Origin of the sequence: Pseudomonas khavaziana (genome assembly GCF_036704165.1) — a bacterium.
Lineage (GTDB): Bacteria > Pseudomonadota > Gammaproteobacteria > Pseudomonadales > Pseudomonadaceae > Aquipseudomonas > Aquipseudomonas khavaziana.
The window spans coordinates 1,441,258-1,453,773 of the sequence record NZ_CP129946.1; the positions used below are offsets into that span (position 1 = coordinate 1,441,258).

9 protein-coding genes are annotated in these 12,516 nt (G+C 60.0%); 3 read left to right on the plus strand and 6 right to left on the minus strand.

The features are described 5' to 3' along the window. Positions 1-390, minus strand: coding sequence for a protease inhibitor I42 family protein (locus QYQ93_RS06345; RefSeq protein WP_043048680.1), 390 nt, complete (start codon positions 388-390; stop codon positions 1-3). Between the two features lie 200 nt (positions 391-590). Continuing rightward, positions 591-3,011: an endopeptidase La gene (gene lon, locus QYQ93_RS06350; RefSeq protein WP_225923948.1), complete on the minus strand. Its 2,421-nt coding sequence runs from the start codon at positions 3,009-3,011 to the stop codon at positions 591-593. Between the two features lie 351 nt (positions 3,012-3,362). On the opposite strand from lon, the gene QYQ93_RS06355 reads away from it, so the two are divergent. Then, positions 3,363-5,699, plus strand: coding sequence for a putative bifunctional diguanylate cyclase/phosphodiesterase (locus QYQ93_RS06355; RefSeq protein ID WP_338477239.1), 2,337 nt, complete (start codon positions 3,363-3,365; stop codon positions 5,697-5,699). Here QYQ93_RS06355 and QYQ93_RS06360 read toward each other — a convergent pair. From QYQ93_RS06360 to QYQ93_RS06375, 4 genes are all read right to left on the minus strand, one after another. Next, a complete protein-coding gene (locus tag QYQ93_RS06360) occupies positions 5,692-7,116 on the minus strand; it encodes a pyridoxal phosphate-dependent decarboxylase family protein (RefSeq protein ID WP_338476550.1) in 1,425 nt (474 codons plus the stop codon). The genes QYQ93_RS06355 and QYQ93_RS06360 overlap by 8 nt on opposite strands. Positions 7,117-7,150: 34 nt before the next feature. Next, the gene (locus QYQ93_RS06365; protein ID WP_043048684.1) at positions 7,151-7,996 is read right to left on the minus strand and encodes a 2OG-Fe(II) oxygenase; all 846 of its coding nucleotides are present in this window, start codon (positions 7,994-7,996) and stop codon (positions 7,151-7,153) included. Positions 7,997-8,218: 222 nt separating this feature from the next. Beyond that, a complete protein-coding gene (locus QYQ93_RS06370) occupies positions 8,219-10,636 on the minus strand; it encodes a glucose/quinate/shikimate family membrane-bound PQQ-dependent dehydrogenase (RefSeq protein WP_043048685.1) in 2,418 nt (805 codons plus the stop codon). 437 nt (positions 10,637-11,073) lie between these two features. Then, a complete protein-coding gene (locus QYQ93_RS06375) occupies positions 11,074-11,238 on the minus strand; it encodes a hypothetical protein (protein ID WP_161796512.1) in 165 nt (54 codons plus the stop codon). Positions 11,239-11,306: 68 nt separating this feature from the next. Between QYQ93_RS06375 and QYQ93_RS06380 the strand changes: the two genes are divergently transcribed. Together QYQ93_RS06380 and QYQ93_RS06385 are read left to right on the plus strand one after the other, a co-directional pair. Continuing rightward, positions 11,307-11,540 carry a VF530 family DNA-binding protein gene (locus tag QYQ93_RS06380; protein ID WP_043048686.1) on the plus strand — a complete coding sequence of 78 codons (234 nt, stop codon included), beginning with the start codon at positions 11,307-11,309 and terminating at the stop codon, positions 11,538-11,540. Between the two features lie 4 nt (positions 11,541-11,544). Then, positions 11,545-12,174: a Pr6Pr family membrane protein gene (locus tag QYQ93_RS06385; RefSeq protein ID WP_338476551.1), complete on the plus strand. Its 630-nt coding sequence runs from the start codon at positions 11,545-11,547 to the stop codon at positions 12,172-12,174. The last annotated feature ends 342 nt before the right edge of the window (positions 12,175-12,516 follow it).

The window sequence follows — 12,516 nt, forward strand, 5'->3', positions numbered from 1 at the left end:
TCAGTTCACCGTAATGGCGCAGTCAAAGGTTTCGACGGGCTCGGCTTCCGGCTCCCAAGGTTGCTGGGAGGTCAGTCGCAAACGGCCCTTGCCCGCGGCAAACGCCTGGAAGCGCCAGGTGGACTGCCCGCCACCGCCGATCACACCGGATTCGCTGCTGCTGTAGACCTCGGGGCTCAAGGCACGCAGTACACCGCCAGCGGAATCCTGGATGGCCCAGCGATAACCGGTGGTGGGGTTGCTTGGCAGGGTGAGAATCAGGTTTTGTCCGGTTTTAAGCAGGATTGGGCAACTGCTCTGGTTTTCCACGCTGATGTTTTGCTTGGGAGCACTGGCGCAAGCGGCCAGCAGGGCAAGGCTCAAGGGGAGAAGCAGGCGGGCAGCGGTCATGGGGGCTCCGTTTATACACGACGAAGGGCGAGCATAACCGAAGATGAGACAGGGTGTGACAAGCAGGATATGTGTTGCGGCCACTGACGCCATCGGGGGCAAGCCCCCTCCCACATTTGACCGCGTTGTCATTCACGACGCGGGTCCCCTGTGGGAGGGGGCTTGCCCCCGATGAGGCCGGTTCAGGCGCTAGAGCTCTATCAGAACAGCACCTTCGCCACATCCGCAAAGCGCTTGGCGAAGTGCACCGTCATGCCCTCCTTCAGATAATCGGGCAATTCTTCAAAGCTGCCACGGTTCGGCTCCGGCAAGATCAACTCGTGAATTTTCTGGCGCCGCGCCGCAATCACCTTCTCGCGCACCCCGCCAATCGGCAGCACATGCCCGGTCAGCGTCAGTTCACCGGTCATCGCCACGCCTTTCTTCGGCGGTTGGTTGCGCGCCAGGGAGAGCAATGCACTGGCCATGGTCACGCCCGCGCTCGGGCCGTCTTTCGGCGTGGCGCCTTCCGGTACGTGCAAGTGCACGAAGGCTTCGTCGAAGAACTTCGGATCACCGCCAAATGACTTCAGGTTCGAGCTGATGTAGCTGTAGGCGATTTCGGCGGACTCCTTCATCACCTCACCCAACTGTCCGGTGAGCTTGAAGCCGCGATTGAGCGTGTGGATCCGCGTCGCCTCAATCGGCAACGTAGCGCCGCCCATGCTGGTCCAGGCCAGGCCGGTAATCACGCCGGTGCCGGACAAGACTTGCTCGTTACGGAACACCGGCATGCCCAGGGAGCTTTCCAGGTCCTTGTTGCCGATCTTGATCACGCGGTCGGGCTCATCCAGCAGCTTGACCACCGCCTTGCGCACCAGTTTGCCCAGTTGTTTTTCCAACTGGCGCACGCCGGCTTCCCGCGCATAACCGTCGATCAACGCACGCAAGGCGCCGTCGCTGATGGTCAGGCTGTTTTTGGCCACGCCGGCTTTTTCCAACTGTTTGGGCCACAGGTGGCGCTTGGCGATGGCGACTTTTTCTTCGGTGATATAGCCCGACAGGCGAATCACTTCCATACGGTCGAGCAACGGGCCTGGGATCGAATCGAGGGTGTTGGCGGTACACACGAACAGCACTTTGGACAGGTCCAGGCGCAGGTCCAGGTAGTGGTCGAGGAATTCGACGTTCTGCTCAGGGTCCAGGGTTTCCAGCAGCGCCGACGCCGGGTCGCCCTGGAAGCTCTGGCCCATCTTGTCGATCTCATCGAGCATGATCACCGGGTTCATGACTTCCACGTCTTTCAACGCCTGCACCAGCTTGCCGGGCAGTGCGCCTATGTAGGTGCGGCGGTGGCCCTTGATCTCGGCCTCGTCGCGCATGCCGCCGACGCTGAAACGGTAGAACGGTCGGCCCAGGGATTCGGCGATGGATTTACCCACGCTGGTCTTGCCCACGCCCGGCGGGCCCACCAGCAGCACAATGGAGCCGGCGACTTCGCCTTTATAGGCGCCGACGGCGAGGAATTCGAGGATGCGGCTCTTGATGTCGTCCAGTCCTGCGTGGTGCTTGTCCAGCACCTTGCGCGCATGCTTGAGGTCGAGCTTGTCCGCGCCGTACACGCCCCACGGTACCGAGGTGGCCCAGTCCAGGTAGTTGCGCGTCACTGCGTATTCCGGCGAACCGGTCTCGAGAATCGATAGCTTGTTCAGTTCTTCATCGATGCGCTTTTTCGCCTGGGCCGGCAGCACCTTGCCTTCCAGGCGCTGCTCGAACTGCTCGACGTCGGCGCTGCGGTCGTCCTTGGTCAGGCCCAGCTCCTGCTGGATGACCTTGAGTTGTTCCTTGAGGAAGAACTCGCGCTGGTGCTCGCCGATCTTGCGGTTCACTTCGGCGGAGAGTTCTTTTTGCAGGCGCGCAACTTCGACTTCCTTGCGCAGCATCGGCAAGACTTTTTCCATGCGCTTGAGCATGGGCACGCAGTCCAGCACCTCCTGCAACTCGTTGCCGGTCGCCGAGGTCAGCGCGGCGGCGAAATCGGTAAGCGGCGATGGGTCATTGGGGCTGAAGCGGTTGAGGTAGTTCTTCAACTCTTCGCTGTACAGCGGGTTGAGGGGCAGCAGTTCCTTGATCGCATTGATCAGCGCCATGCCATAGGCCTTGACCTCGTCGGTCGGCTCGCTGGGCTGGTGCGGGTATTCGACTTCCACCAGGTAGGGTGGACGATGATGCTTGAGCCAGGTCTTGATGCGCACGCGGGTCAGGCCCTGGGCCACGAATTGCAGCTTGCCGTTCTCGCGGCTGGCGTGGTGCACCTTGACCAGGGTGCCGTACAGCGGCAGGGCCGAGGTGTCGAAATGCCGTGGGTCTTCGGGCGGCGTGTCCATGAAAAACAGGGCAAGAGAGTGATGGTCGGATTTGCTCACCAGCTCCAGGGTCTCGGCCCAGGGCTCTTCATTAACGATCACCGGCAACACTTGTGCCGGGAAAAACGGCCGATTGTGGATCGGGATGATGTAGACCTTGTCCGGCAGGTTTTGCCCTGGCAGGGCCAGGCCGGTGTTGGACGAGGCGGTTTCAGCGTTTTCGGGATCGGCGTAGTCGTTGAGGTCGTAATCAGGGACGTCTTGCTGGTCGCTCATGGGGCACCTGCATAAGGAAGTATGCAGGTTAGATGGGGCGGGGTTGCGGTGGTTTCAATGGTGCGGGTGCATTAGCAACATATTGCATGAAATGTCCGGAATGGCGCCTGCGATATTCTGAACTGCGCGTGCCTGGCAGTGTGCGAGCCCAATGGCTGGAGTGTCAATAATATGGCGGCGCGCGCCCAGTGTTTATTGGTTTTACTTATCCATAGTCCCAGCTAATCTGCTTTAGCAAAGTACTGCATGAGAATGGACGTTTTTTTGACGCCAGCCTAGCGGTCGGCAGGGACGCGTATGACAAAAGTCAGGTACAGCACAGAGCGACGAATGCTGCCCGCGGGCGCGGCGATGCAGTGGCGCCACACCTTTCAAACCCGCATCGCGGGGGTGCTTGCATTGTTGCTGCTGGGGGTCGTGTGCGGCACCTATTTTGCCGTCAAGGCCGCCACCACCCGCGCGGTGGAGAACCAGGCCGAGGTGCAGTTGGACACTGGGCGGCAAGTATTCGAGCGCCTGCTGGACCTGCGCGGGCGCCGCTTGCAATACGGGTTGGATTGGCTGACCACCGATGGCCCGTTCAAGCGGGCTGTGGCTGCTGGCGCAACTGTACCGATCCTGAAGGCCCTGGGACGACATAGTAACGGTGTCAGTTCCAGCGAAGTGTTTGTGCTGGGCCTGGATGACAAAGTCACGGTCAGTACCTTGCCGGTACTGAGTCAAGGCCAATCCTTCCCCTATGCCGATGCCTTGCGCAAGGCGCGGCGCAGCGGCCAGCAGATGTTGATAGTTGCCATGGCCGGGCGTCCCTATTTGCTGGTGCAAAAAGAGGTGCTCGGCCCTGCACCTGTCGCCCGGGTGATCATGGGCTTTCCCATGGACACGCAATTTGCCTATGAACTGCGCTCCATGAGCAACCTTGAGGTGTCGTTCCTCAGCGTGCAGGACGGCCTTGTGGGGCAACTTTTCAGCACCCAGCCGGGCATTTTCCAGCCGAGTATCATCGGCCTCCTGCATGGTCCATCCACCAATCCCGACGGGCACATCCACCCTTTCCATGGCCAGCGCGTGCTCAGCCAGGTGTTATCCCTGGCCAACAGCGGTGAGGGCGACGAGGTGCGGGTGCTGCTGCAACGCCCCCTGGACCATGCCCTGGAATCCTTTGCGCCGCTGGACCGACAATTCCTCGGGATCGCCCTGGCGGTACTGCTGGTCTCGCTGGCGGCGGCGTTGTTCCTTGCACGGCGTGTCTCACGCCCGCTCAATGCATTGGTGCAGGCCGCTGAACGCATCGGTGCCGGTGACTACCGCACGCCGGTACGGGTACGCAGTCACGATGAATTCGGTTTGCTGGCCCGGGCCTTCAATGCCATGCAAAGCGGCATCGCCATGCGCGAACGGCAGTTGGCCCATAATGCCTTGCATGACCCGCTCACCGGCCTGCCCAATCGTGCCCTGGCCATGGAGCGCCTGGGCAGTGCGATCAGCGCACGCAGGCCAGTGGTGTTACTGTACCTGGGGATTGAAAACTATCGGGTCATCAATGAAGGCTTCGGCCCCCAAGGCGTCGAGGATATGTTGTGCGAAGCCAGTCGTTGCTTGTCCATGAGCCTGCTGGCCAGCGACACTGCGGCACGCATCGCCGGTAGTGAGTTTTTGCTGTTGCTGGAGAACACCGGGGTCGACTGCGCCGTGTCCCGCGCCGATCGTCTCTATGGGCTACTGACCGAGCCCCAGCGCATCGGCAACGACGAAGTGCGCCATGAAGTGAGCATCGGCATTGCCGCCTACCCCGCACACGGGCAGCAGGTGGAAGAGCTGATCAGTCGCGCGGCCATCGCCCGGCATGACGCGGCCAACCTGCCGGGACATTTGCAGATCTACCAGCCTGATCGCGACCTTGCTCACCAGCGCCAGATCACCCTGATCCGCGATCTGCGCCGTGCGGTGGTGGAGGGCGAACTGTTCCTGTGCTACCAGCCCAAACTCGACCTCACGCACGGCCATGTCGACCAGGCCGAAGCCTTGCTGCGTTGGCAACATCCGACCCTTGGGCAGGTGTTACCCAATGAGTTCATTCCTCTGGCCGAACGCACTGGCAGCATGGGCGGGCTGACGTTGTGGGTGATCGAAGAGGCTATCCGCCAGATCGCCGAATGGGCGCAGCGTGGACTGGTTATCCAGCTGTCGGTGAATATTTCCGTAAACGACTTGGCCGATGACGACTTGGCCATTCGCGTCACTGCGCTATTGGCTCAATACCGCGTGGCGGCCGAGCACTTGATTTTCGAGATTACCGAAAGCGCGATCATGCACAACCCACAGCAAGCTCTCAGCGTACTGGAGCAACTGCGCGACTGCGGGATCAGCCTGTCGGTGGATGATTTCGGCACCGGTTACTCATCCCTCGCCCAATTGCAGCGCCTGCCAGTGCAGGAGTTGAAGATAGACCAGTCTTTTGTGCGCAACCTCGACAGCACCAGCGGCGATGGGGTGATCGTGCGTTCCACCATCGAGATGAGCCATAACCTGGGCCTCAAGGTGGTGGCCGAAGGCGTGGAATTCGAGCACAGCCTCACCCTGCTCAAACGCTGGAAATGCGACACAGCCCAGGGCTACCTGATCAGCCGGCCCTTGAATGCCATGGCGTTTGAGATGTGGATGAGGCGTGAACGGATGCCTACTTAGCAGGCATCTCAGTCACCAGGGACTGCAATAGCGCCCATAACCCTTCGACATGCTGGCGTTCGGTGCCCAGCGCGCCGATGGATACGCGCACCATCCAGCGGTCATCGAGGATCGCAGGGGTGACGTAGGCACGGCCTGACTGGTTGAGCTCTTCTGCCCAGGCGCGGGTGTGCTTATCCAGCGCTTCGCCGTTCAACCCTGGCGGTTCATGGCGAATGCACAGGGTTTGCAGTGCCGGTGCGGCCACCAGTTTCCAATGCGCACTGCCTTCAATCTGCTCGGCCAGCCAACGTGCATTGGCCAGGTCTCGCCGCAGCCGCGCTTGCAGGCCGCTGACGCCTTGCTCGCGGATCAGGAACCACAGCTTCAGGGCGCGGAAGCGGCTGCCCAGGGAAATTCGCCAATCGCGGTAGTTTCTAACCTGGCCGTCGGCGTTGGACTGCAGGTAACTCGGGTTGGTGGTCATGATGCGAATCAGATGCTCGGGGTCGCGAACGTAGTACACCGAGCAATCGAAGGCCGCGCCCAGCCATTTATGCGGGTTGAGGACCATGGAGTCGGCGTTTTCGATACCACGCCACAGCGCCCGGCATTCCGGCAGGATCATCGCAGCGCCGGCCATGGCCGAGTCGACATGCAGCCACAAGCCATGGCGTTGGGTCAGTTCGCCAATCGCATCCAGGGGGTCGATCGCCATGGCGGCCGTGGTCCCGGTGGTGGCAATCACCACGCAGGGGCGGTTGCCGGCGGCCAGGTCCTGCTCGATGGCTTGCGCTAATGCCTGGGGCGACATGGCGTTGCGTTCGTCAGTGGCGACCGTGCGGATATTGTTCTGGCCGAATCCGGCGAGAATAGCCGCCTTGTTCACTGAACTATGGGCGTGGGCTGAGGTGTAGACGATCAGGGGCGCGCCGCGGTCTTGCAGGCCGTCATGCATCAGCGCGTACTGGGAGCTGCGTTCCCTGGCGCTGATGAGTGCCACTAAGGTGGAGATGGATGCGGAATCCTGGATCACGCCGCTCCATTCGCGGCTCAGGCCGATCATGTCACGCAGCCAATCGGTGGTCACTTCTTCAATTTCGGTAAGCGCCGGGCTGGATTGCCAAGACAATCCCACCACACCCAAGCCGGTGCTCAGGCAATCGCCCAGTACCGAAGACAGTTCCACGTTGGAGGGGAAGAATCCGAAAAAACTCGGATGTTGCCAGTGCAGCAGCCCGGGCATGATCAGTTTTTCCACATCACCCATGATCTGTTCAAAGGGTTCGGCGCTTTCAGGCGGGCTCACCGGCAGAGCGGCTTTGATTTCGCCAGGAACAGTCGTGGGCTGCACGCCGCGTTGCTCGATGTTTTGTCGATAGTCTGCGATCAGATCGATCATGGCGTAGCCATGGCGACGGAATTCTTCGGGAGTCATAAAAAAATATCCATTTGCAAGCGGGTTAAAAGTATCAGCACCAGAAATAAAACGGTTCGCCAGCGGTATAGCCGATAAACGACTGCATGCTGATACGTTTCCCCGACTCGAATCCGCAAATGGCGTGGGGCCGGCGGGTATTGATGATCACCAATTCGTTGTTGCGCGGTTGGATACGCAACGGCTTCTGCAAACGGTCCTCGGGCAGTTGGGCTCCTTCGAAACGCTTGACCTCGTCATAGGCAAAGGCTTCGGTATCCCAGATGATCAACTCTCCGCCTGACGGCGGCGTTTCCAGATAAATATTGGCGCTGAATTGGTGTTCCAGTTCCGCGATCGACAGGGGGAGGCAATCAACATGGGGAACCGTTTCCGAGAGGTGCGCGGTCTCGGGAAACATGGCGCGGATAATTCCGCTGAACATCGGTTGGCCTTGAAAAGCCGCAGCGACTGCGCCTTGCGGCCAGATCTCCTGGAGCTGGTCCATCAGGTGTTGAATGGGCGGTTTTTCAGGGGCGCAGATGCTGTCGATCACCCTGCGCATATGGGCCGCGTCAGCATAATATTTGGCTTGGGCATCGCTGCCGGCAGCCTTGCCGTAGGTGGAGTTGAACGGGGTGCCCCAGCGATGCACGCCATAGAAGTGTTGTACGACGTGGCCATCCTCGTAGGTTTCATGGCTGTATTGTTCCAGCGTGTCGGCCTCACCGATGATTTGATTTAACCGCTCGCTGGTTTTGGCGTTCGCAAACTCAGGTATTCGGATGGCAAGTACTTCTCCACTGATCAGTTGTTTCAGACTTAAAGTGTCGAGGTATTCAAGTTCTATAATTTTTGCTGATTTGGACGTGGTTGGTTTTGTCGCAGCATGGTCCATCATGTTCAAAAGCTCCCTTTAAAGTTTTATCAGTGTGCGTATAGGGTACGCAGGGCGTGTGCACTAAATTAGTTTTAAGGGCGCAGGGGACCGATAGGACTTTTCTTGAACCGCCGGTTTTTTAGCCGGCTGATGAATCGCGCTTTAACGATCGTTAATTTTTGTCAGACGAAAAAAAAGCGGCTACCCATCAGGTAGCCGCCTTTGTTTTACCGCCGGTTCCACTTAATCCGGCAGTTTGAACGCCATCACATAGTCACCCTGTTTGGTACCCAGGGAACCATGACCGCCAGCCATGACCAGCACGTATTGCTTGCCGTCCTTGCCGGTGTAGGTCATCGGTGTGGTTTGCGCGCCTGCAGGCAGGCGGCCTTCCCACAGTTGCTTGCCGTTTTTCACGTCATAGGCACGCAGGTACTGGTCGAGGGTGCCGCTGAGGAACGCGACGCCACCGGCGGTGGTGAACGTACCGCCCAGGCTCGGCACACCCATGGTCAGCGGGATCGGAACCGGCGAGCTGTCACGCACGGTGCCGTTCTTGTGCATCCAGATGGTCTGGTGGTTGGTCAGGTCGACCGCTGCCACGTAGCCCCACGCTGGTGCCTGGCACGGCAGACCCATCGGTGACAGCAGCGCTTCGAGGATCACGCCGTACGGCGCGCCTTTGTTCGGCTGTACGCCTTCGGTTTCGCTGACGCGTGGGCCTTGCTTGGCGATGTCGGCAGCCGGGATCAGCTTCGATTTGAACGCCATGTAGCTCGGGTTCACGAAGGCGATCTGGCGGACCGGATCCACCGAGATGCCGCCCCAGTCGAACACACCGAAGTTACCCGGGTAAACGATCGAGCCTTGCAGCGATGGCGGGGTGAACGGGCCGTCGTAGCGCATCGACTTGAAGTCGATCCGGCAGATCAGTTGGTCGAACGGCGTAACGCCCCACATGTCGCGTTCTTTCAACGGCGGCGGCATGAAGTTCAGGTCGGACTTGGGCTGGGTAGGGGAGGTACGGTCGCCCGCCACTGCGCCTTGGGGTACGGCAACTTCGTGGATTGGCACCACCGGCTGGCCGGTAGCGCGGTCCAGCACGTAGATGCTGCCTTGCTTGGTCGACGCCATCACGGCCTGCTTGACGCCGGCTTCGGTCTTGATGTCGATCAGCGAAGGCTGGCCGCCGACGTCCATGTCCCACAGGTCGTGGTGGGTGAACTGGAAGGTCCACTTCACGTGGCCGGTGTCGATGTCCAGGGCGGTCAGGCCAGCGGCGTATTTTTCCGAATCGTCGGTACGGTCGCCGCCGTACTGGTCGGGCATCTGGTTGCCCATCGGCAGGTAGAGCATGCCGAGTTTTTCATCCACGGCGAACATGGACCACATGTTCGGCGAGTTGCGGGTGTAAGTCTTGCCCTCGGCCAACGGGGTGGTGTCGTCCGGGTTGCCGCTGTCCCAGTTCCACACCAGTTTGCCGGTGTGCACGTCGAACGCACGGATCACGCCGCTTGGTTCGTCGATGGAAACGTTGTCGGTCACATGACCGCCGATCACCACCAGGTTCTTGGTCACGGCCGGTGGCGAGGTGGAGTAGTAACCGCCCGGGGCGAAGCTGCCGATGTTGGCACGCAGGTCGACCTGGCCTTTGTCACCGAAGTCTTCGCACATCTTGCCGGTGTCGGCGTTCAGGGCGATCAGGCGAGTGTCAGCAGTAGGGACGAAGATGCGTTTTGGGCAGGCATTCGGCGCGGCAGCCGGGCTGGCGCTGCCGGTGGGGCTCTGCTCGGAAGCGTAGGCAGCGTCATCGTGGTACGACACGCCACGGCAAGTCATGTGCGCCCAACCCTTGAAGCTTTCAGCACCCTGGGTGGTGATCTTCGGGTCGAAACGCCAGATTTCCTTGCCGGTGTCCGGGTCCAGGGCAATCACTTGGCTGTGCGGTGTGCACACGTAAAGCATGCCGTTGACTTTCAGCGGGGTGTTTTCCGCGGTGGTTTCACCGGGATCGCCTGGGCCAGGGATGTCGCCGGTACGGAAGGTCCACGCGGGTACCAGCTTATGCGCATTTTCCGGGGTGATCTGCGCCAGTGGCGAATAACGATCACCGTGGGCGGAACGGCCATAGGAATTCCAGTCGCCATCAGCCTGGGCCGGTGCAGCGCTGGCCATGCCCGGCACCGCGTCGCGGTCCAATTGGCCGGTCTTGACCATTTCACCTGGGTTGGTGAACTGGCTGGCCAGGGCGGTAGCACCGGCCAGCACCACGGCTACGCTCAGCGCGCCAGTGCCCAGCGGCGCGGCTTGGCCACGCAACAACGGACGGCGAAACCACGGCAGCAACATGACGATGCCCAGGGCGAACAGCAGCGCCAGGCGCGGCACCAGTTGCCACCAGTCCAGGCCGACTTCCCACAGTGCCCACACGGTGCTGGCGAACAACACCAGTGCGTACAGGCCCAGGGCGGCGCGGCGGGTGGCGAGCAGCAACACGCCGGTCAAGGCGATGCCGATACCGGCCAGCAGGTAGTACAGCGACCCGCCGAGCATGCTCAGCTTGACGCCACCGGCCAGCAAGGCCAGACCCATGATCAGCAGCAAGATCCCCAGCAGCCTGGGCAGCAGGCGGCTTGGGCTTGAAGCACCATCAGTGCTCATAGTGTGTTTCTCCGTGACGTTGGAATAATTATGTAACCCCGTGCTTCACTCACTGTAGATGACGATTCAGCTCGGGCTTGGTTCATCGTTATTTTTGGTTTTTTCTGTGGATAACTGAGTTATCCACAGGCGGGCAATAACCCCTCCAGCGCTGGTCGAGGTAAGACAGCGCTGTCTTTGCGTATAGGTAAAATTGGCAAAGGGGATTGACCAGGAGGTGAAGCGTTTCAGATTGTTGCAAAGGATAATGCGGCGGGACGTTTTGAGAAAGGGTGAATCGCAAGATGCATCATTTCAGTTTTTGTAACAGTGACTGAGTGTCGCTGCAAAATCGAAGGGGGAGGGGCTTGCTCCCGATAGCGGTCAGTCGATCTATTTATGTCTGACCCACCGCCATCGGGGGCAAGCCCCCTCCCACAGAGGATTTGCTGTATTGGTCAGGACTGCACACTATGCCCCGGTGCAGGCGCGATGTCGCGCAGGATCAAACTGGCATAATTGAAGTCATACCCCGCGCTGCTGCAAGTGGTGTCGGTGCCGCCGCAGCGCAACTCCCCGGCGCCGAGGCTGCCTTTTTCTTGCTGGCTATTATTAAATGCCATGCTTCCACCTGTACGCCTCGTCGGCTAAGGTGCGCGGCTGTGTTTCCTCTATTTGCAAAAGGCCCGGCATGACCGCGACAAGCAACGACCCGCTTCACGGTGTGACCCTGCAACACGTGCTCACTACCCTGGTGGAGCATTATGAGTGGAGCGGCCTGGCCGAGCGCATTGATATCCGTTGCTTCAAGAGCGACCCGAGCATCAAGTCGAGCCTGACCTTCCTGCGTAAGACCCCGTGGGCGCGGGAGAAAGTCGAAAGCCTTTACGTCAAGCTGATGCGTACCAAACGCCCGCTGGATTGAGGCCATGAAGCGCTTTGTGGCGGCAGCGGCGCTGGCCGGTTGGGTGGGGCTGGCGATCCAGCAATACCTGATCTTCTATTCACGCTGGATTATCGATGCCAGCCTGCTGGGCGGGCTGATCAGCTTTTTCAGTTTCTTTACGGTGCTGACCAACACCCTGGCGGTGGTGGTGCTCAGTTATGCAGGGGTCAAGCGCGACTCAGCGATGAAACGCTTTTTCCTGGCGCCGGTGGTCAGCAGCGCAATCGCCGTGAGCATCATTGTGGTGAGCCTGGCGTACAACCTGCTGTTGCGGCATTTGTGGAGCCCCGAAGGCTTTCAATTTATTGCGGATGAATTGCTGCATGACGTGATGCCGTTGCTGTTTGTGATTTATTGGTGGCAGTGCGTGCCCAAGGGGCAGCTGCGTTTCAGGCATATTGGCGCCTGGGTGATCTACCCATTGGTGTACTTCGGTTATGCACTGCTGCGCGGGGATTTACTCGGGCAGTATCAGTACCCGTTCATTGATGTGCTGACTCTGGGTTACCCACAGGTGTTTGTGAATGCCGGGGGACTATTGGCGGGGTTTGTGCTGGTGGCGTTGGTGGTGGTAGGGCTGGATAAACGCCTGGGCCGGGCGCACTCCAACTGATATAGCTGATTCGACTTGCCCCCGATGGCGGTGGGTCAGCCTTGGATGTATTTACTGATACTTCCTCATCGGGGCATAGGTATCTACACAACTTCTGGTATGGCGCTGTACCTGTGGGAGGGGGCTTGCTCCCGATGGCGGCCTCAGGGCCGACCAGTATGTTGGATCAGAGCGAGTACATATCCATTGCTGCGGTAACGGCCACTTAGGGTTCCGCTTTTACAGCGGCTCACTTTTGAAAAGCGCAAAAGTAAGCAAAACGCATGCCCCACCACTCGGCACCTCGCCCAGGCTCGGTGTGCCCGTAATCCGACACGGATTTGGGCCAGCGTGGTTTAACGG